At 37.3% G+C, this 22669-nt stretch carries 17 protein-coding genes and 2 tRNA genes; all 19 read left to right on the top strand.

What is annotated here, in order from left to right; genetic code table 11:
* Positions 1-188 precede the first annotated feature (188 nt).
* The 19 genes from ABIL69_06100 (at position 189) to ABIL69_06010 (ending at position 22630) form a co-directional block, all read left to right on the top strand.
* A complete protein-coding gene (locus ABIL69_06100; GenBank protein MEO0123560.1) occupies positions 189-893 on the top strand; it encodes a YggS family pyridoxal phosphate-dependent enzyme in 705 nt (234 codons plus the stop codon).
* Complete coding sequence (locus ABIL69_06095) at positions 868-2352, top strand: nucleoside kinase (GenBank protein MEO0123559.1); 1485 nt, start codon at positions 868-870, stop codon at positions 2350-2352. The genes ABIL69_06100 and ABIL69_06095 overlap by 26 nt, the downstream gene beginning before the upstream one ends.
* 57 nt (positions 2353-2409) lie before the next feature.
* Positions 2410-2484: transfer RNA gene (locus ABIL69_06090), tRNA-Asp, on the top strand.
* Between the two features lie 290 nt (positions 2485-2774).
* Positions 2775-3755: a DUF6588 family protein gene (locus tag ABIL69_06085; protein MEO0123558.1), complete on the top strand. Its 981-nt coding sequence runs from the start codon at positions 2775-2777 to the stop codon at positions 3753-3755.
* A gap of 212 nt (positions 3756-3967) precedes the next feature.
* Positions 3968-4049, top strand: a tRNA-Leu gene (locus tag ABIL69_06080).
* Between the two features lie 38 nt (positions 4050-4087).
* Positions 4088-5299 carry a trigger factor gene (gene tig, locus ABIL69_06075; protein MEO0123557.1) on the top strand — a complete coding sequence of 404 codons (1212 nt, stop codon included), beginning with the start codon at positions 4088-4090 and terminating at the stop codon, positions 5297-5299.
* A complete protein-coding gene (gene clpP / locus ABIL69_06070; GenBank protein ID MEO0123556.1) occupies positions 5274-5861 on the top strand; it encodes an ATP-dependent Clp endopeptidase proteolytic subunit ClpP in 588 nt (195 codons plus the stop codon). Before tig ends, clpP begins: the two co-directional genes overlap by 26 nt.
* On the top strand, positions 5861-7075 hold the full coding sequence (gene clpX, locus ABIL69_06065; protein ID MEO0123555.1) for an ATP-dependent Clp protease ATP-binding subunit ClpX: 1215 nt from the start codon (positions 5861-5863) through the stop codon (positions 7073-7075). Before clpP ends, clpX begins: the two co-directional genes overlap by 1 nt.
* 16 nt (positions 7076-7091) lie before the next feature.
* The gene (locus ABIL69_06060) at positions 7092-7850 is read left to right on the top strand and encodes a hypothetical protein (protein ID MEO0123554.1); all 759 of its coding nucleotides are present in this window, start codon (positions 7092-7094) and stop codon (positions 7848-7850) included.
* Entirely contained in the window at positions 7847-9685 is a 1839-nt protein-coding gene (locus tag ABIL69_06055) for a sensor domain-containing diguanylate cyclase (GenBank protein MEO0123553.1), read from the top strand. The genes ABIL69_06060 and ABIL69_06055 overlap by 4 nt, the downstream gene beginning before the upstream one ends.
* Positions 9666-10835: a HAMP domain-containing sensor histidine kinase gene (locus tag ABIL69_06050; GenBank protein ID MEO0123552.1), complete on the top strand. Its 1170-nt coding sequence runs from the start codon at positions 9666-9668 to the stop codon at positions 10833-10835. The genes ABIL69_06055 and ABIL69_06050 overlap by 20 nt, the downstream gene beginning before the upstream one ends.
* A 1-nt stretch (position 10836) precedes the next feature.
* The gene (locus ABIL69_06045) at positions 10837-12345 is read left to right on the top strand and encodes a response regulator (GenBank protein ID MEO0123551.1); all 1509 of its coding nucleotides are present in this window, start codon (positions 10837-10839) and stop codon (positions 12343-12345) included.
* 40 nt (positions 12346-12385) lie between these two features.
* On the top strand, positions 12386-12829 hold the full coding sequence (locus tag ABIL69_06040) for an Hsp20/alpha crystallin family protein (protein ID MEO0123550.1): 444 nt from the start codon (positions 12386-12388) through the stop codon (positions 12827-12829).
* Positions 12830-12832: 3 nt separating this feature from the next.
* Complete coding sequence (lon, locus tag ABIL69_06035; protein ID MEO0123549.1) at positions 12833-15172, top strand: endopeptidase La; 2340 nt, start codon at positions 12833-12835, stop codon at positions 15170-15172.
* Positions 15172-16221 (top strand): GWxTD domain-containing protein, encoded by a 1050-nt coding sequence (locus tag ABIL69_06030; protein ID MEO0123548.1) that lies wholly within the window; start codon positions 15172-15174, stop codon positions 16219-16221. Before lon ends, ABIL69_06030 begins: the two co-directional genes overlap by 1 nt.
* Positions 16218-17498 carry a GWxTD domain-containing protein gene (locus ABIL69_06025; GenBank protein MEO0123547.1) on the top strand — a complete coding sequence of 427 codons (1281 nt, stop codon included), beginning with the start codon at positions 16218-16220 and terminating at the stop codon, positions 17496-17498. Before ABIL69_06030 ends, ABIL69_06025 begins: the two co-directional genes overlap by 4 nt.
* 3 nt (positions 17499-17501) lie before the next feature.
* On the top strand, positions 17502-18155 hold the full coding sequence (locus ABIL69_06020) for an NYN domain-containing protein (protein ID MEO0123546.1): 654 nt from the start codon (positions 17502-17504) through the stop codon (positions 18153-18155).
* 1 nt (position 18156) lies between these two features.
* Positions 18157-18993, top strand: a complete 837-nt coding sequence (locus tag ABIL69_06015; GenBank protein MEO0123545.1) for a histidinol-phosphatase — start codon at positions 18157-18159, stop codon at positions 18991-18993.
* Positions 18994-19153: 160 nt separating this feature from the next.
* Positions 19154-22630 (top strand): S8 family serine peptidase, encoded by a 3477-nt coding sequence (locus ABIL69_06010; GenBank protein ID MEO0123544.1) that lies wholly within the window; start codon positions 19154-19156, stop codon positions 22628-22630.
* Positions 22631-22669: the final 39 nt, after the last annotated feature.

Genomic DNA, 22669 nt, shown 5'->3' with positions numbered 1-22669 from the left:
TCAAATTTTTCTTAATCTGTTGAAATGTAGTGGCTGAGTTTACTCGGCTTTTAAATATCTGCAGACCAAGGTCTGCCACTACAATCTTACGAAATTTTTATCTACTATTTTTTAATTTTGGGTTTATCCGTTATTCAGAATTTCAAATCGCAACATTGACAATTTTTTTCATTTTTGTATAATTGACAATGGAGATCAAAGAGAATATTGCCCGGCTCAAAGAAAGGATAAAAAATGCGGCAGAGCGGGTGGGCAGAAACCCCGAAGAAATAACAATCATTGCCGTGACCAAGACCGTGCCGCCAGATATTATCCAACAGGCGATTGATTGCGGGATTGCGATCATTGGTGAAAATAGGGTACAGGAGGCAAAGGAGAAATTCGCAATTATTGGCAATAAAGTACAGTGGCATCTGGTCGGGCATCTTCAGACGAATAAAGTCAAGGATGCCTTGAAGATATTTAGCCTTATCCATAGCCTTGATTCGATAAAACTTGCTGAAGAGATTGAGAAAAGGGCAACTGGGATGGTTGATTGTTTGATTGAGGTTAATACATCGGGTGAGCCAACAAAATTTGGGGTCAAACCAGAACAACTATTTGAATTTTATGAATCTATAAAAGATTTTAAGAAAATCCGTATTCAAGGATTGATGACTATCGGACCGGGCTGGGCAATCACTGACCCTGAGGCATCAAGGGGTTCTTTTAAATTATTGCATGACCTGCGTGATGAATTAGCACAGGCGTTTGACCAGGATTTTCCTATTTTATCAATGGGGATGACTTCTGATTTTGAAATAGCAATAGAAGAAGGCTCAAATATGGTCCGTATCGGAACTGCAATCTTCGGACCAAGGGGTGAATATGGACAATCAAAAAAAATGCATTGACGAAATAAATTGTCTGAATCAATGGCGTCGTTATCAATCAACGCTTTCTTTTATCCTTTATGTGGCAACAAAAAAATTATTTCCAGATTCTGCGTTGCGTATTGAACATTCAATGAGTCAGGGATTTTATTGTCTTCTCAATAGAAAATTGATTGATAAGGATTTGATTGCAATTGATTTAAAGATGCGCGAAATAATCAGGGCAGATTTACCGATTCAGAAATTTTTATTGCCAAGAGGTGAGGCTATAAGAATATTTGAAAGACAGGGGCAGAAGGATAAGGTAAGACTTTTTAGAAACATAAATATAAATAAAATAAAGGTTTTTAAGATAGATAAATATTTTGATTTTTATCCCAACCCACCATTTGAAAGAACTGGTATGGTTGATAAATTTTATTTAACCAATTTCCCCCCGGGTTTTATAATTGTATTTCCGAACTGGCAGAATCTTGATTCCTTACCACCATACATACCACAGCCAAAATTAGCACGGATTTTTAGTGAATACCTGAAGTGGGTCCAGATTCTTGGTATTACTGATATTGCTGATTTAAACATTGCTATAAAAAATGGAGAGGGTCCGGATATAATTAGAGTGGCAGAGGCACTTCATGAAAAAAAGATTGTCTATATAGCTGACCGCATCACATCAGAAAAGAGGCGTGTATTATTAATTGCTGGTCCAAGTAGCGCAGGAAAAACAACATTTACAAAAAGGCTCGCTGTGCAGTTAATGGTAAATGGTTTTAGACCGATTTTGATTTCAACAGATGATTATTTTTTGCCCCATAGTAAAACTCCAAAAGATAAATTTGGCAGGCTTGATTTTGAGACAATAAGGGCGGTAGATATACCTCTATTAAATAAGCATCTCCTTTCTATTATAAAGGGTGAAAGGGTTTTAATACCAAAATTCAATTTTATAAAAGGCAGGCGTGAAAAAGGAAGGGTTGTAAAATTACCAAGAAACGGAATTGTTATGGTTGAAGGGATACACTCTTTGAATGAAGAATTGACGCCGCTTGTTCCCAAAAATATAAAATTCAAGATATATATCAGTGCCCTTACCCAGTTAAATATTGACGACCATAATCGCATTTCAACGACTGATACGAGAATGATGCGCAGGATTGTCAGGGATACACATTATCGCGGTTATACGGTCCAGGGTGTTTTGACACAATGGGGTAGGGTCAGGGCGGGTGAAGAACAAAATATTTATCCGTTCCAGGAAGAGGCGGATGAAATGTTTAATTCTGCCCTTATATACGAATCAGCGGTGTTGAAGAAATATTGTGTACCGCTCCTTAAAAAAGTAAATAAAGATGATCCCCTTTATCCTGAAGCAAAAAGACTTCTTGATTATTTTGCATTTTTTTATGATTTAAACGACCGCGATGTCCCTTCAAATTCAATTTTGAGAGAATTTATCGGCGGCAGTTCATTTGTTTATTAAGTCTTGACATAAAGAAAAAATTTTATATAATTATCTTGCTTGTTCAATGCAATAAACGGGGTCGTAGTTCAGCTTGGTTAGAACGCCTGCCTGTCACGCAGGAGGTCGCGAGTTCAAATCTCGTCGGCCCCGTTTTCCTTAGCTCTGAGGTATCCAGCATAAAAATTGCTGGATTTTTGCCATATCTTATACTCTTGAGATATTAAGTCTTCATACTAAATGTCATTATGCATTTTTTCTGTTGTATTTCCACAGATATGCAGGTAATCTTACTTTCAATCCCCTTCTTTCCCCCTTTTGTAAATGGGGATAATGGGGAATTATTAAATAAAGAACTAACTCTTATAATATTGCAAAATTTGTAAAGGAATCAATATTTTTGGTTCTTGACAGATTGTCATATATAGTTATACTTATCTACTATGAAAGTAAAAAAAATCATATTATTGGTCGTTTTATGTATCGCTTCTCTCTTTGCACAGCAGAATTATGAGGCACTGGCAGAGAAGATAAAAAAAGTAAGCGAGGACCTGCTTGAAGGCTATACGCAGCCGTTAATAACATCATTCGGAACCGGAATTTCAACAGGCCTTTTTCATAGCGCAAGGAGTCATAAATTTCTGGGATTTGATATCGGCGTAAGGGGTATGTTCATTCAGATACCAGAAATGGGTAAGTATTTTGACGCAAAGGTTCTAACCTGTTCGCTTGCCAATAATACACTTGTTTATGATTCCCTGGTTCTTGATAGTGTGAGTACAATATTCGGACCTAAAGAGAGAACAAATGTGCCAGTTACAGGTAATGCAGTTGGTATCCCACCCTATATCCCTGGTGGTTTTAATCTTCCGGTCGTTCCACTTGCAATACCCCAATTGAATGTTGGTCTTATAATGGGGTCAGAGATTTGCATCAGGTATATGCCATTTACTTTTAAGGGTTCAAGGGTACAATTTCTTGGGGTAGGATTGAAACAGCATATAAATAGTCTGCCGTTTATGAAGAATGTGTCCCTACCTTTTGATATTGCTATTGGTGGTGCTACCCAGGATTTTGGGATAATGGATTCTACAGGTTATAAGATTGTTGCAAGCCATACCTGGAATGTGCAGATGATTATTTCCAAAAACTTGATTGTTTTTGAACCCATGGCAGGATTCGGCTTTGAAGGCACAAAAGTTCACTTTACTTATGAATTTGAATTCGAAATCCCTGATACATTAAATCCCGGAAATAAAATAAAGACTACCAAGGAGGTGGATGTTGAACTTGTTGCCCAGAATAGTTATCGAGCAATTTTAGGTGCTACATTTAAACTGGGAATTTTCTTCATTCATTATGACTATAATTTTGTGCCCCATTACCAGACCCATAATTTGATTGCGGGGTTTACAGTGAGGTGATTTGGAAAATAGAACATCCATCGTCATACGGTTGCGATAAACGTTTCTTTTATCGTTTTGAATATTGGTTGATTTAAAATTCACTTTTTTTCAGTTGCATATAACTGCCACATCAGGGGTAGATAATATAAGTAGTGAGCTATTTTCTCCGTGATATTGACATCATATTTTTTTAGGATATAATTAAGTAATGAGCGTTTATTTTAGTTTTTGCGAGGATGGCGGAACTGGCATACGCGCTGGATTTAGGATCCAGTCCTGCAAAGGTTGGGGGTTCAACTCCCCCTCCTCGCACTATTTTAATATCATTAAGGATAAATAAAGGGGGTTTTTTGGAATATCAGATAGTAAATGAAACCGAGACCGAGAAAGAGATTGAGTTTAAACTCGGTACCCAGGAACTTGAACCTTTTATAGATAATTCTATTGAGAAATTGAAAGACAGAATTTCAATAAAGGGTTATCGGAAGGGCAGGGCTCCAAAGTCTTTGATCAGAACCAGGTATTATGATACACTCAAGGCTGAGGCTATAAATGATTTAATACTTGATCTTTATAAAAAGGTATTACAGGAAAAAAACTGGAAACCTGTATCAAATCCAGAATTGGTAAGTTTTAATGATACGGGTGAGATAAAATTCAATCTCAGGTTTGAAGTCCAACCCGAATTTGATGTAAATGATTATAAAGGTTTGGAATTGTTCAGGGAAGAACCTTTACCCTTAGACTATTTATATGAACAGACATTGAATCGCCTTAAAGAGAATTATGCTGATGTTGTTGAGACATCAAAACCTGCTGCAGTTGATGACTTCATAACGCTTGATTTGGAGATCATTGAAAATAACAATGTCGTTGATAAACAGTCAGACCTTGTTATAAAACTCGGCGATAGAAGTTTTCCTGATGAATTGAATCGGGCGCTTGTGGGAGTTAAAAAGGGTGAAAAGAAGGATGTCCAGATTAATAAGCAGATTTATCGGCTAAAAATTAAAAAAGTTGAAGAGAAAATCTTAGCCAAGGTAGATGAAGAATTTGCAAAAATGTTAAATTACAATAGTCTTGAGGAAATGGAAAAGGGTTTAAAAGATATGCTTCAGAAACAGGAAGAAGAAAGATTGAATGATGAATTGAAGGAAAATTTAGCCCAGATACTCCTTGAACGGTTCCATTTTCCCGTGCCCAAATCACTGATCGAAAGGGAATATCAGGTTATGCTCAGGAGTTCAAACCTTAATGATAACGAAAGCAATCGTGAAAGATTTATACCTATAGCGGAGAAAAGGGCAAGGTATAATATGATTCTTGATAAGATTGCTCAGAAAGAGAATATACAGGTGAGTGAAGAGGAACTAATTAATCTAATTCAGAAAAATGGATTTAACATTGATGAAGTCAATGAGGAACTTAAAGAATATTTTAGAAGGGCACTAATGCGTGATATGGTCGTTCAATTTTTATTAAAAAATTCAAATATTGTACAAAAAGGTAGAATTTTATCGCCAGAGGAGGCAAAAAATGCTAACCGTTCCATTCGTCATTGAACAGACCGGCCGGGGGGAGCGGGCATATGATATCTATTCTCGTTTGTTGAAGGAAAGGATTGTTTTTATCGGCACACCGATTGACGATACTGTAGCCAACCTTGTCATTGCCCAGCTTCTATTCCTTGAGGCAGAGGATGCAGCAAAAGAAATATACCTTTATATAAACTCACCTGGTGGAATTGTATCATCCGGATTGGCAATATATGATACAATGCAATATATTAAACCTGCAGTATCAACGATCTGTATTGGCATGGCAGCAAGTATGGCGGCATTATTACTCGCCGGCGGTGCCAAAGGCAAGAGATATGCATTGCCACATTCACGGATTATGATTCACCAGCCTGAAGGTGCATTTCAGGGACAGGCTACCGATATTGAGATTCACGCCCGCGAGGTATTGAAGATTCGCGAACTTTTAAATAAACTTCTGGCAAAACATACCGGAAAAACAGAGGATAAAATTGCAAAAGATACCGATCGCAATTATTTTATGTCGGCTGATGAGGCAAAAGAATACGGTATTATTGATGAGGTGATTGAGACGAGGAAGGGATGATGACAAAGATCTTCTGTTCATTTTGCCAAAGGCCCAGGACTGCGGTTAAAAGACTCTTTCGTGGTAATCATGCTTATATCTGTGATGAATGTGTCAAATTGTGTAATGAGTTGCTTGAGGATGAGAAGAAATCTTTACAGCAGCCAAATTTTGTTCTTCCCAAACCTCAAGATATAAAATCTTTCCTTGACCAGTATATAATTGGACAGGAACGAGCAAAGAAGGTCATATCAGTTGCGGTTTATAATCATTATAAGCGCACAATGATAACAGATGATGATATTGAATTACAGAAGAGTAATATTCTTCTCATTGGACCGACAGGCACCGGTAAAACACTACTTGCTGAAACCCTTTCCCGTCTGCTCCATGTACCATTTTCCATTTCTGATGCTACACCACTCACCGAGGCAGGATATGTTGGTGAAGATGTGGAAAATATACTTCTTAGATTGATACAGGCAGCCAATTATGATATAAAGGCAGCTGAGATGGGCATTGTATATCTTGATGAGGTTGATAAGATTGCGCGGAAGAGTGATTCTCCTTCTATAACCAGGGATGTTTCAGGTGAAGGTGTTCAACAGGCTTTACTGAAAATCCTTGAAGGAACTATTGCCAATTGCCCGCCCCACGGAGGGAGAAAACATCCAGAACAGGATTATATACCGATAAATACAAAAAAGATTTTATTTATACTCGGTGGTACATTCGCAGGTATTGAGGATATAATAATGCGGAGATTAAAAAAGACCAAGATAGGATTTCTTACGGATGCCGAGATAAAAGACTTGAGCTATGACGAAATCATCGCCCGGGTTGAACCTGAAGATTTAATTAAATATGGAATGATTCCTGAATTCGTGGGCAGGGTTCCGGTAATCGCTCCATTCCATAAATTATCCAAGAACGCAATGATTGAAATACTGACAAAACCTAAAAATGCACTATTAAAACAATATGCCAAGTATTTTGAAATGGAAGGTGTAAAACTTGAATTTACAGATGAGGCGGTTGAAGAAATTGTTCTACAGGCTATGAAGTACAATACGGGTGCCAGGGCATTACGTTCTATTGTTGAAAACCATATGCTGGATATAATGTTCAATCTTCCCAATCTTACGGGGATTGAAAAATGTGTGATTACCAAAGATGTGATAATAAATAATGCGTCCCCAGAATATGTGAAGGCAACAAAGAGACGTGCTCAGTAAAGTCTAAAAACTGTTTATGAATTTGATTCGTAACCTTTATCTAAAAGCTCAGAAACGCAAATTTTATAGAGCTTTCAAACCAATTGGTATCGGCAGGAGAGAGAGTTTTTTTATCGCACCAACCGACAATATAAAAGATTTTTTAAAGGAACTTCCGTTTATTGCTGGGATAAGAAAACTGGGTAGTGTTACACTCTTTGTCCCCGAGGTCTTCTCGCCGTATCTAAAGTTGTTAAGGACAAATTATTTCCAAATTTTCTATTATAAAGAAATTCCCAAAATTTTAACACGCGAGTTTAATCAACTAAAAACTGAATTTAAAAAAATAAATTTTCATTGGCTTATTGACCTTAACCAGAGGGCAAATCTTAATTTACCCGACCTCGTAGATGCCGAAAAAAGGGTTGCCTTTTATGATAAGGGGAATTTTCCATTTTATAATATTTTAATCAAAGGCGGGATTGAAGCAATGAAAAATTTTTTCCAAATTCCTTCAGTTGATCCGATTTCGTTGTTTAAATTTAACAAACTTGAGCTCAAAAGTATATTGAAAGAGTTACCCCAGGAACAGCCAAGATTGTTTTTTAATCAGGTTGATAAAAGCATTAAAGAATTGGAAAAAATACAATGGCAGGGTGCGATTGTATATCATAATAAAAATGATGAGATAGAGATTGGATTGAAAAAATTATATTTATGCGATGCCTATTGCGGACCCGACGATGCATTATGTGAAATTGCAAGAATTTTCAAAAAAGATATCAGTATAATATGATCACGATTGAGAAGAGAATAGATAAATTTCTTTCCGTTCTAAACAGCATTAGAATACAGGAAATTGATGTAAAGGAGTTTGCGCGGCTTCTGGGGACAAATATTGCGAGTCAGGGTTGTCTACTTATGCAGGACAATAAGATTTTATATCAATATAAGAGTACACCGGACCAGATTAAGTATCTGCGAGAAAATTACTTTTTTGAAGAATTCGAAATAAGTGGATTAAAATATAGTCTGTATATGATGTTTGAACCCGGGGAAATGTTAGACAGCAATATTATGGGAAAATTGAGAAGTATCGTTAAACTCATAACTCAAATTATTGCGGTCAGCAATGTTGCGAGGGAAAGGATTTCTGAGTTTCAGGTAATCAATGAATTAAACTTGAATGTTATTACAACCCTTGAATTGAATAAGGTTGTATGGTTTGTAGAAAGTGCTGCCCAGAAACTTCTTGATACAAATAAGGTATTTTTATATTATATGGTTGAAGACCATCTTGTAGGCAGGAATAAAAAAAAATCTATAAAATTACTTCCCGATGCAGTATATCGTCAGATATCACAAAGCAGACAGATTTTGAAATTGGAAAAGTCCAAAAATAAATTTTTGAAATTTTTTCTTGATAGTTTGAATCCGGGTGTCGTACTTATCGTTCCTTTTACAGTAAAAAATATGGGCAGGGGATTCTTTTTACTGGATGACTATGATAAAATGAGAAATCAGACAAATGCAATAATGCGCTTGAAATTTCTTGGAAATCAGGCATCTATTGCCCTGGAAAGGATTGAACTGTTCCAGGCATTGAATAAGGCACTCCTTGAAAGCAGGGGACTGCAGGATATTGCAAAACTTTTATTATCTCCTTATGAATTAAAACATTTCTTCACCGAGGTTTTACGCCGTGCTCAGCAGATTCTTGGTTTTAAGAAAATTATGTGCTCAGTTTATGACCCTGAAACAGACTCGTTTGAGCGTTTTCATAGTGCAGGCATTTCATTGAAAAAATTCCGTGAAGCAAAAAAGGTCCACCCTCCGTATAAACTGATAAAAATTTTAATGGAAGACCGGTTCCGAATTTCTAATTCATATTATGTACCAAGCGAAGAAGTTTTTAAAGAAATAAGAAATTATGAAGTATATAAAATCCCATCGGTGCCAAAAAGGGTGCATAATCTATGGTCGCAGGGTGATATTTTGATCAGTCCAATCTATTCAAGGAACGGTGAGATATTGGGTATTTTATCCCTTGCCGATCCAGTGGATAACCGTGTGCCAGACCTTAATAAGATTAGATTATTAGAGGCATTTGGTGATTTTCTCGGTCTGGCAATGGAAAATAACAGACTCTTTGAAAGGAACCTAATAATTTCGTATACGGATGAACTTACCGGTGTTTACAATTATAGATTTTTAAGGGAAAAATTGAATGAACTAATTGAAAAGTCGCATAAACAATTTGCGATTGCAATGATTGATCTTGATCGATTCAAAGAATATAACGATCAATACGGGCATATCGCAGGAGACCATTTGTTAAAAAGAATTTCACAGATATTTAAAGAAATTATAAAAGACGGTTATGTCACCCGGTATGGCGGTGATGAATTTATAATAATCTTGCCAAATGCGGGTGCCCGTGCAATAAGATCTCGTATTGAAAAGGCAAGGGCACTGATAACCAGATTGAAAAAGGATGAATTGTTTGTCAATTTCTCTTGCGGCATTGCTACTTATCCTGAGGACGGTAAAGACTTTGGAATACTGATTGATAATGCAGATAAGAGATTATATCTTGAAAAAAGAAAGAAATATGAGGCTATTAAGGCGTAGAGAAGAAAAAGGAGTTTTGCCTGAGACCAGCGGATTTACATCGCGGACTCTGGTCATATATTTCTTAATTGGCATCGGTCTGATTGGTATCGGCACATATATTTATTCCAACTTTTTAATCCAACGAATACGCAAAGAAACCGAAACTACATCAAGGATATTTGCCAGTTATGCATCGGGTCCCGGGGCAAGTGAAGAAGAGTTGCTTGCATTGTTATTCCGTGAGGTGATTGAAAAAATTGATTTTCCGGTGGTCTTAACCGATGCACAGGGTAGACCATATTCAGCAAAGAATGTTTCAGATACGAATCTGGTAAGGGTAGCGAGGAATCTTGATCGTGAGCACAAACCGATACCGATAGTAATAAGAAGCGGTTCTGACTCTACTTTTGTGGGGTATGTCCATTATGGGCTATCACCATTCACAAGGTCGCTTAGAATTCTTCCTTTTCTAATGACCGCATTTTTACTTGCCTTTTTGTTTTTGGGTTTCTGGGGGTATCTTATTTATAGAAGGAGTGAAGAAGAAAAGATATGGTATTCACTTGCCAAAGAGACTGCACATCAACTTGCAACTCCACTTTCTTCTCTTTCGGGTTGGCTTGAAACATTAAGAAAGAGTGTACCCAAAGAGATCTACGAAGGTATTGCTGAGGATGCCCAGAGAATGAAAGAGGTATTAGAAAAATTTTCCAGAATCGGTATGCCGCCGCGACTTGTGGAGAAAGACCCTATACCAATTATACAAAAGGCAGTAAACTATGTAAAACGGCGTGCCCACAATCAAATTCAATTCATTGAAAATTATCAACCATTGCCCATGATAAAATTTGATGATATTTTACTTGATTGGGCAGTTGAAAATATTTTAAAGAATGGCCTTGATGCGATAGGTTCAAAGCCAGGAATTGTGTCAGTCAAAACCCAAACCGCTGATGGTGGGGCATTGATTGAAATAACCGATACCGGTGGTGGAATAAAACAGGCGAAGGATATATTCAAGCCCGGATATACAACAAAAAAATATGGATGGGGTCTGGGATTGGTGTTGACAAAAAGAATAATTGAGGGCTATCATAATGGAAGATTGATATTAAAAAAGACCGGTCCTGGTGGTACAACATTTCAAATTTTTATACCAAGGAGTTAAAATGAAAATTTTATGGATTGATGATGAAATTGAACTTTTGAAACCATTTATTTATCTTTTAAATCAGGAAGGTTATGAAGTAAAAACAGCAACAAGTGGCGAGGATGGGGTAAGGATTGCCAGCCACGAGGTGTTTGATTTGATTTTTCTTGATGAGATTATGCCCGGTGTTGATGGACTTGAGGTTTTGAAAAGAATAAAACTTGATAATCCCCAGCAACTTGTTGTGATGGTGACTAAGAGTGAAGAAGAAACACTGATGAAACAGGCTTACAGTGGTTGGGTTGATGATTACATCACAAAGCCGTTCAGTTTTAATCAGATTCTTTCTGTACTTAACAGGATTTTAAAAAGAAGGCAATTGATTGAAGAAAAGATGGCTGAAGAATATGCGAACCAGTTTAATGCAATTTCTCAACCTGTTGATTATAATGAGTGGATTGATTACTACCGGAACCTTGTGACCTGGGATTTGCGTTTTTTGGAATATGGGAGCAAGGAATTAAAAGAGATACATGATGAAAGAAAACAGAGTGCGAACTCTGGTTTTTCAAAATATATTATTTATGAATACAAAAATTTTATTAAAAATAAAGGTCCAATACTCTCCCATAATTTATTTAATTTGGTCGTTTTCCCGGCATTAAAAAACGGTCCGCTATTTTTTGTTATATTTGATTCCATGCGTCTTGACCAGTATCTAAAACTCCAGCCTTATCTGCGTGATTTTTTTGAAATAAATACACAGTATTACTATTCAATTTTGCCATCGGCAACGCCATATTCAAGAAATAGCATTTTTGCCGGTTTATTACCGCTTGAAATTCTTCAGAAATATCCACAATACTGGCTCTTTGAAGAAAAAGGTCAAAATCGTTTTGAAAAAGAGTTATTTACAGAATTGTTGAAACGCAACAACCTCAAAATCACTTTTAGTTTTCATAAATTGTCAACTATTGAGGACCTTGAAAAAAATATTCAGAAGATTGCCCAGGACCGTAGTGATATAACGATTGTGATAATAAACTTTTTTGACCTTTTGTTGCATTCAATTCCGGGAAGGGGAGATATGAAAGGACTTTTAGATGATGAACGCGTATTGCTAAATCTTTTGAGCTACTGGTTTCCAATATCACCTATTTTTGAATTATTTAAATTGATTGCAAACAAAAAGCGGCAGGTAATTCTTACAAGTGACCATGGTTTTATACATGTGCGGAGACCAACGATTGTATACGGGGGCAGAGATATTTCACCAAATTTGAGATATAAATATGGTCCAGCATTGAGGGCTGATGAGAAGGCCGCATTACTATTAAACAATCCTGGTGAATTGTATTTACCCGCTGAAGACCCTTCGGTCCGTTTTCTTATTGCACGCGAAGATTATTATTTTATATATCCAACCAAACCGACTGAATACGAAAGAGAGTTTAAATACACATTCCAGCATGGTGGAATCTCAATGGAAGAGATGATTCTGCCTATAGGATTTTTGAGACCCCGCTAATCCTTTCTTGACAGGAATAGTATTTGATATATAATTTACTATGAAGCAGAATAATACGGGTATGGATAATATTGATATTTCTGAAATCAGAATAATTTTTGAGAAAGATAAAACATTGGCTGAAGAATATAGCACAGATTATTTTATAAACTGGCAACCCCTTTATGATTTGTATATCATCGATGAGAAGATATTTGTTATTATTGAAATACCCGGGGTGGAATTAAAAGATATTACGATATATGTCGGACAGAATCATATGACAGTTACGGGAACTAAAAAGCCTAAAATAGCAGAGCAAAGTACAAAGAGACAAAATGTGGTTTTTCATAATCTTGAGATTGCCTATGGTAGATTTTTTAGAAGGATAGAATTTCCTTTACCCGTTGACCCACAATATGGAAGATATAAATTAAAACATGGGATTTTGACAATAGAATTTTCTGTTTTAAAAGAATATATTATACCGATTGAGGAGAACTAAAATATGGAAGAGAAAGAGATTGCGATTCCTGATGAATTAGGTATTATTCCAATCAAGGGCGGTGTTATATTTCCTGATCAGATGGTACCTCTGATCATACAAACACCAAGGCTTGCTAAATTGATTGATGAGATACTCACCACAAACAAACTTGCTGGTGCTATAACCCAGCGAAACCCCGATATTGAGGAACCAAAACCTGAAGAAGTTTATCAGGTGGGATGTGTTATACAGATTACAAAAATGCTTAGATTTCCTGATGGGACAATCAGATTGCTGGTTAAGGGACTGAAACGTTTCAAGGTTCTGGAATTTACTCAGGTTGAACCATATCTCAAGGCAAAAATTCAGTTATATACAGATGGGTATAAAAAGAATGTATCAATTGAGGCTTTGATGCGGAATGTGGTAACAATGTTCCAGCAACTTGTATCATTGGCGCCATACCTACCCGATGAACTTGGAGCAATTGTATTAAATATTGATGATCCGGACCGTCTCATTAATTTTGTTACCGGATACACAAACCTGGATGTGAATGAAAAACAGGCAATTCTTGAAATTGCTGAACCCAAGGAAAGATTTTTGAAATTGATCCCACTTTTGCAGAAAGAGATTAGTATCTTAGAACTCGGAGCCAAGATTAGAACTCAGGTTAAGAATGAGTTTGACAAAGGTCAGAAAGAATTTTATTTAAGGGAGCAGTTAAAGGCAATCCAGAAGGAACTCGGAGAGACCGATGAACATACCCGTGAAATTGAAGAATTAAGAAAAAAAATTCAAGAAGCTAAAATGCCAGAAAATGTGGAAAAGGTTGCGTTGAAAGAACTTGACCGCCTCTCCAAAATGCCACCCCAGGCTGCAGAATATACAGTTTCAAGGACATATCTTGATTGGTTGATTTCTCTGCCCTGGTCAATCTCAACAGAGGATAATCATGACCTCATAAGGGCAAAAAAAATCTTAGATGAAGACCATTATGACCTTGAGAAAGTAAAAGAAAGAATACTTGAGTATTTAGCAGTGAAAAAATTAAAACCAGACTCAAAAGGCACAATTCTTTGTTTTATCGGTCCACCGGGTGTAGGTAAAACATCATTGGGAAAATCGATTGCCCGTGCATTGGGCAGGAAATTTGTTCGCATATCGCTCGGTGGGATAAGGGATGAGGCAGAAATTCGAGGGCATCGTCGTACTTATATCGGTGCGCTTCCGGGTAGAATTATTCAATCTATAAAGAATTGTGGTTCAAAGAATCCAGTCTTTATGCTTGATGAAATTGACAAGGTAGGTACTGATTTTAGAGGCGACCCTTCAAGCGCCCTTTTGGAGGTTCTTGACCCTGAACAAAATTATGCTTTTTCTGACCATTATCTTGAAGTTCCTTTTGATTTATCAAATGTAATGTTCATTGCCACAGGCAATCTAATAGATCCAATAATTCCTGCATTGAAAGATCGTATGGAGATAATAGAACTGCCTGGTTATATCCTTGAAGAGAAAGTTGAGATTGCAAAAAAATATTTGGTTCCACGGCAGACTGCTGAAAGTGGTTTGAAACCAGAATATATTCAATTTGAAGAATCAGCAATAAAAATGATAATCAATAATTATACTAAAGAAGCAGGGGTGAGAAATCTTGAACGAGAAATTGGTTCAATATGCAGGAAGGTTGCAAAGCGTTTTGCTGAAGGGAAAAAGAAACCCGTACGTGTGGACGAAAAGAATCTTTGTGAATTCCTTGGACCACCCAAAACATTCTCTGAGGTTGCTGCACGCCGGGGTGAAGTAGGACTTGCCACAGGACTTGCCTGGACACCTACGGGCGGGGAGATAATTTTTATTGAATCAATAAAAGTTAAAGGAAAAAAGGGTTTGATCCTGACCGGTCTATTAGGTGATGTGATGAAAGAGTCCTGTCAGGCGGCAGTCTCATATCTCAAGACAAAGTTTGATAAGTGGGGTATAAAAGAAAATTTTGATGATTACGATTTACATATTCATATTCCTTCAGGCGCCATACCCAAGGATGGGCCGTCTGCTGGACTGGCAGTAATTATGTCATTAAGTTCATTATTTAGAAATCAGGTGATAGATCCAAAGATTGCCTTCACGGGTGAAATAACCTTAACAGGAAGGGTCTTACCAGTTGGTGGTATCAAGGAGAAGGTTATTGCTGCAAAACGCGCAGGTATTGATACGATTTATTTACCCGAAGAAAATAAGAAGGATCTGCTTGAGATACCCCCACATGTGAAAAAGGGACTCAAATTTCATTTTGTAAAGAAAATTGACCAGGCTTTAAATTCAGTGTTTAAAAACAAAAATCTGGAAAAGATATAATGATGTTAATTTATTTAATATTATCAACAATAAAATGGCAGGTTGCATACGCACCTCTTGATGATTCATCTTTTAATATGAATGTTATGTTGGAAATTCCTGCCCAGATTTTGAGATTTACTTCAGTTGATTCAATTACTATGGCAACCTATGAAATCCAATTGGTAGTATTTGACAAAAAGAAACACCAGGTTGCAGGCGATTACTGGCTCAGAGAGAGGGAAAGAGATTCTACAAATTACTATGATTCAATCAATCTAATCATACCGAGAACAGCATCAAGGTTTAATCTTAAAATAATTGATTTACAGGGTGCTGAACTTCTGAATGTAAATGACAATATCCAGACTTTTGAATATCTCGCCAATGTGCGTTCGCGATTTATAAATGATACGATAATTATCACATTTACGGTGATCAATCCTGAAAACAGGTCGGGAGATATCAATATCTATCTGCAGAATATGAAAAAAACTGAGTCGTTGAAGTCTGGTACCTATGAGGATACAGTTGACTTTTTTGTCGGGCATCTTTCAAATGGAAAATATAAATTAGATTTTGTCATAGAAAACAATGGGAAAAAAATTGAGGTATTGAACATTCCCATTGATATTGATAGGCCATTTTATTTAGATGAAAAGACCTGGTATTTAAGGGTAAGCCAGCTTGAATATATAGCAACACCGAATGAACTGAGCCAGTTGAGGAGAGCAAGGTTAGAAGAAAGGGATTCACTCTGGAAGGCATTCTGGAAACAATATGACCCAACACCCAATACTGAGTATAATGAAAGAGAGCGGGAATATTTTGACCGCATTGCCTATGCCGATGAGCATTTTTCATTCGGTGACAAAGGCTGGCGGAGTGATCGTGGAAGAATATATATTAAATTCGGACCTCCAGATGAAATACAATCCAGACCCTATGAACTTTCAACAAAACCCTATGAAATTTGGTTTTATTATAAACTGAATTTAAAATTCGTATTTTATGACCGACATGGATTCGGCGAATATATCCTCATAAATCCCCAGGGAGAAAGAATATGATTTTTATACAGATATTGTTTTGTTCAATAAATTTTTATGTTCAGCCTGTTCTGTACTACACCCCATTAAATGTCAAAGACTCACTCGGTATTCAGACAAGAGTTGAAAATATTTTTTACCTTGAATTTAATTGTGCGATACCTTATAATGAACTTTATTATAAAGAAATTGACGGAAGGATAATTGCTGATTGTCTTTTAAAATGTAAAATAGTAAATCAATCAGGAACTGATTCTATTTATGATTCCTTATCAAATAAATTTACAATTCCTTCCTTTTCTCAAGCAGCAAAGGAAGAGATGGTATTTTATCTGCAATTTGGTAAATATCTGCCTTACGATGATTACAATTGGAGTGTTGAATTAGTTTGTGGCGCGAATAAAGGAGTGGTTAAAGGTAAGAAATCAATCACTGAATTAGATTATTTTATGAGTGATCTTTTACTGGCAAGTTCAATAATAAGTGACACAACTGGGGGGTATCTGACAAAAGGCAATTTAAGAATTATGCCTAATCCTTCAGGTATTTTTGAAGAAGGTACCAAGAATCTATTTTTATATTACGAAATATATAATATCATCCCGGATACCACAAAATTAACGGTCTCATATATAATTACAGATACAAGCGAAAAAATTATAAGAAAAGTTACTAAATCTATTGAAAAAAAATTCATCCAACAGGCACTGAATTTAGGTATCAATATTGAAACCCTAAAACCCGGGAACTATCAGCTTAAGGTTGTTGTTTTTGATTCACTTATCAATCGTAAATTAGAAAAATCAATCAGTTTTGCAATAAGGAAAACAAAAGAAAAGATAGAAATTACTTCTGAAGATTTACCTTATTATGATGCAATTGAATACTTTGTAAGCAGTCAGGAATATAAATATTTTAAAACACTCAAGGATGAGGGAAGGAGGTTATATTTAAAGAGATTCTGGGAGAAACACGACTATAAGGAAATTTCTCGTCGTTATGAATATGCTGATGCAAATTTTCAGGAGGGATATCTGCCGGGCTCAAAGACTGATCGGGGACGTATATATATAAAATTTGGCCCACCGGACGAGATTGATAATAAACAATTTGAAGAATCCAAACCCTATGAATACTGGCAGTATTATAATGGGCAAGAATTTATCTTTGTTGATATACGGGGGACACAAGAATATACTCTGGTATGGACCAATGCCCCGAATGAAAAATCAAAGCCTTCTTTGTATAATTATCTACCGCTTTTTAAAAGACGTGAATTAGGAAAAGACAAGGAGTAATATATGGAGACAATAGAAATTAAAAAAGAAGATATAAATGAAATTTTGGAAAAAAAATTCACCCTTTTATTTCAAACCTTGGAAGATATTAAATCCCTAATGACAAAAAGTATTGAATGGAACAGCAAGGTTTATGAAGAAGTCCGTTTGCTCAGAACCTTGCTTGCTGCCTCCAGTCTAACAAAGAAAGAGAACATTGCAATATTTGTTGATTCGCAAAACTTATATTATTCGGCGAAGATGAGTTATGGTGCAAAGGTGAATTATGAGAAATTATTGAGATTAATCACCGGGGACAGAAATCTGGTTAAGGCATATGCTTATATTGTGCAGCCACCGGAAGGAGATGTAAAACCTTTCGCAACCAGCCTTGAGCATATCGGTTACATTGTTAAAATAAAAGATGTGCGCACCCGTGCCGACGGTTCAGCAAAGGCAAACTGGGATATGGGTATTGCCCTTGATATTTTAGGAATGATTGATTATGTTGATACAATAGTCCTTGCATCAGGCGATGGTGATTTTGTGCCGCTCGTGGAATTTGTTAAGAACAAACATAAAAAGGTTGAGATTTTTTCATTTCCAGATAATACGGCTTATGATTTGAAAGAAAAGGCAGATAGATTTGAACCTCTTGATGATCGAGTGATTTTATAATATGGTTGATTATCATATCCACACAGGTCATTCAATAGATGCGGATGGCAGCCTACGCGATTATTGTGAAAAGGCGCTTAGTCTTGGGTTAAAAGAAATCTGTTTTACTAACCATTGTGAACTGGATAAAGAAAGAAATGATAATTTAATAAGATTCAATGGTGAAATTAAGCCAATTGGTAATAAAAGCCTCTTGAAATTACAGAACGAAATATTTGATTTAAGAGAGCAATACCGAAGTAAAGGTTTGAACATAAAATTTGGTATTGAAGTGGGATTCTTTGATGGCGTGGAAGAACGTTTAAAAGAAGTGATTAAAGGGCTTTCTCTTGATTATCTTCTTGCTGGTATCCATTGTCTTGACCATATCTGTATTGATAGTTCCAGAGAATGCAATTATTATTTTGAAAAACATAACGCGGAAGTTTTGCTTGATAAATATTTTTCAACAATGGAAATCCTTGTCCGTTCAAGGCTTTTTGATGCTGTTGCTCATTTTGATGTATATAAGAAATATGGATTGAATTTTTATGGAGAAAGGATTAAAAAATTTAATCGTGAGTATGTATATCAAATTTTCCAACTTATGGCAGAATATGAAACAGGGCTGGAGATAAATACTGCAGGGCTTAGAAGAAATAACGAATTTTATCCATCGGTTGAATTTATCAAACTTGCGAAAGAAGCCGGTATTGAGATAATCACAATTGGTTCTGATTCTCATAAGGTGGAAGACCTTGGGAGAGGAATAAAAGATGGACTTGAATATGCAAAATCTTCTGGTTTTTCAAAGGTGTATGTATTCAATAGACGCTGTCGTTTCCCCCTTGACATTTAATAGATTTTTATTATAATTTACAATAGATGGTGGATTAAATGTTATGGATTCTAACTTATAATTATGCACAATTATTGATTAAAAAAAGAAAGGGGGTGGTACGGATAAAAATGACAAATAAGAAAAATGAGTGGAATAAAATGAAAAAAAGGGAGGTATAATGCAAATCATTTTGATATTGAGTCTTATGACTGTTGTAGACCCATATCTGGTATCACAACAGAGTGGGACATTTACACCACCCTATCTGCCAGAATATGATTATGTTGCGATAGGGGAATATTATTTCAACCCGAGAGAAAAACTTCCGGAGATTCCGGCAGAGCTCACTGGTGAATCAGATTATTATCTTATCCATATTAAAGGTCCTATCTATGAGGATATGAAACAGGCAATTGAATCCCATGGAGTGAAACTGATTCAATACATTCCGTTTAACGCATTCATTGCAAAGATGGATAGAAGTAGAAAGGCAGTTGTTGAAGGATTACCTTTTGTTAACTGGATTGGAAACTATGAACCCGCTTACAAGATTAGCACTTTATTTAAGGAGTTACCAAATGAAAGGGAATGGCTGGTGATTTTATTTATGGATGAAAACATATATCTTGTTAAAAATCGTCTGGAGAAGATCGGTTGTGAAATCCTTGAGGTGTCTGATACCGAATATGGTAAGATTTTAAAGATTCGTTCTGATCGTTCTCATCTCAATGAAATTGCGCGGATGAACGAGGTAATGCATATAGAACCATATCTCCATCCGGTTGCCTATAATCAATCAGGTCAATGGGTTACCCAGACCTGGAAACAGGTGGACAGGAAGATATGGCGTAAGAATCTTCAGGGGCAGGGACAGGTTGTTAGCACCTGCGATACTGGAATATTGACGACCCATGATATGTTCAGGGACCCAGCAGTCAATATTTCTACCTTTGGTAACTATCCGACCCATAGAAAAATCATTGCATACATTTTACCTACAGGTTCATCTGCTTCATTTGGTGATAATGCGAGTGGTTCCTGGCATGGAACCCATACTGCAGGAACAATCTGCGGTGACGATTCTTATGTTGGTGGAACAAACCCGAATGATGGTATGCCATTAAAGGCAAAGAATTTCTTTATTGATATCGGCACATCAAGTGGTACCCTTTCAGTTCCTTCAAACCTTGCCAATATGTATCAACCCGCTTATAATGGAAATGCAGGTGGTGCAGCACGAATTTCTTCTAATTCCTGGGGTTCAACGAGTGGTGCGGGTTCTTATTCATCTTATTGTGTCAATACCGACCAGTTTATGTGGAATAATCGTGATTTTTTGATTGTTTATGCAGCAGGTAATAGTGGACCGGGTGCTGGAACTGTATATCCACCGGGGACATCAAAGAATATCCTTACACTCGGCGCAACAATGAACAGCACTTCAGCCACAATGATGGCAGATTTTTCAAGTCGTGGCCCAACATCAGACAATAGAATCAAACCAACCGTAACTGCACCTGGTTATTTCTTATACTCATCAGTTGGTCCAAATAATAACTCCTATCTCGGCATGGCTGGTACGAGTATGGCAACGCCCTGTGCCGCAGGTAATGCAGCACTTGTCAGACAATATTTTGCAAAGGGATTTTATCCAAGTGGTGATTCAAATCCCGCAAACCAGTGGAGTTTTATCCCCGCATCATTGGTCAAGGCTATTATCGTTAATGGTGCACACCCATCAATTATTGGTTCAACAATCCCTGATAACAATACTGGTTGGGGCAGGGTATGCCTTGATGATGCTTTGTATTTTAGTGGTGATGTTCGTAAACTATGGGTCACTTATGATAGTGTTTCAACCGGGCAGTATGATGAATTTACAATTACAGTAAATGACCAGTCCGAACCATTAAAGATAACCCTTGTCTGGACCGACTATCCGGCCGCGGCTGGTGCAACAGTAACACTTATTAACAACCTTGACCTGCAGGTTACAAGCCCGAGTGCCACCGTATATCTGGGTAATGTGTATAGCGGTGGTCAATCAGTCCCGGGTGGCTCTGCTGATAATCGCAATGTTGAAGAAAATGTGCGCCGGAATGTACCAGAGCTGGGTAACTGGGTGATAAGGGTAACAGGAACAAATGTTCCACAAGGGACAAATCAGCCTTATGCCCTTGTTGTCTCAGGTGGGCTCGGTCCTACCGCAAATCCAGTTTTGCACATTTCTGGACAGCGGTTTTATGACCCGCCACCAAATGGGAATTTCAATGGTCGTTGCGATGCAGGTGAAACAGTCTATCTGACTGATACACTAAAAAATCTTTCCGGTGTTGCGGTGAGCAACTGCGTCGGTGTATTAAGAGAGTCAAGCCCATATATCACATTGCTTGATTCTGTCGGCAATTTTGGGAATATCGCAGTTGGTGGAACAGGTAATAATGGCAGTTCACCTTTCAGATTTTCTATTTCGTCTACAACGCCTGCCGGGACATTCGTTGATATGATTCTCCATCTCACTGGTGACGGTGGATATGTACAGGATATCGGATTCAGCGTTGAGATTGGTGTGAATGAAGTCCATATTATATGGGGTCCAAAGACAGTCCAGGTTGCACCGGGAGATACACACTTCCTTTATGGCTTGGGTTACAATCCACAGAATGACCGGATTTATGTCACCAATTTCTATCGTAGAACAACCGGTATTGTGATGTACAGTTCGGATAGCAATGTTACCTATCTTGGTTATATCCCGTCACCCGATTCCTGTCCAACCGATATTAAGTACTGTGCTTACGACAACACATTCTGGGTTGCGGCAGACCCCAATCCTACCGCGCCGAGTAAGATAATCTATAAAATCAACACAAGTGGCACGGTTTTGAGACAATTTGCCAATCCAGCAAATGATTATCCAACCGGACTTGCCTGGATGCCTACACGAAGGTGGTTATATGCGGCAGACCGCAGAACATCGGCTGGTGCGACACCAATAATTTATCGTTGCGATACCCTGGGTGGAAATGTTTCTTCAGTCAATCTGACAATCGGCGATAACTATGGACCGCGGGGATTGGCGATTGAGCCTTATGGCCCCGATACAACGCTGTTACTTGTATACACACATTTCAGTAGTGATGCAACCCCGGTATTACTTAAGATTGCACTATATGAACTGCGTAGAAGTGATGGTGCAGTTTTAAACTCAGTGACCCTACCGGGCTGGAATGTCCGTGGTGTTGAATATGACCCGAGAGATGGAAACTACTGGTTGACGATTGCCCAGAATCCAAATAGGGCGATAGTAAAAATCCTCGGTTTCCGCGGTATTCCTGGTGTGGGAGTTGATGAAAATCTAACTCCATCTCCTATAGAGCACATAAGCCTTTCTCCTGGAATGCCAACCCCATTTAGCAAGAATGTGAAATTTACTTATTCGGTTCCGGTTAAGATGCGGGTAAAGCTTGCGGTCTATGATATTTCGGGAAGACTCGTAAAGACATTTGCAAATGGTGAGGTTGAACCAGGACCTAAAACGGTTATCTGGAATGGTCTTGCTGATGACAATAAAGAATGTGCCAGTGGTGTCTATCTCTGCTATCTTGAAACCGACCACGGTTCAGTCGTGCGCAAACTCGTTTTGACTAAATAATTGATTAAGGGGCTCTGGCTTTTAAGCCAGAGCCCCTTT

This window comes from candidate division WOR-3 bacterium, from assembly GCA_039802005.1.
Lineage (GTDB): Bacteria > Hydrothermota > Tepidihabitantia > SM23-42 > JAOAFX01 > JAOAFX01.
The sequence above is the reverse complement of the archived record's forward strand: the minus strand, read 5'-3'. Positions and strand labels throughout refer to the sequence as shown.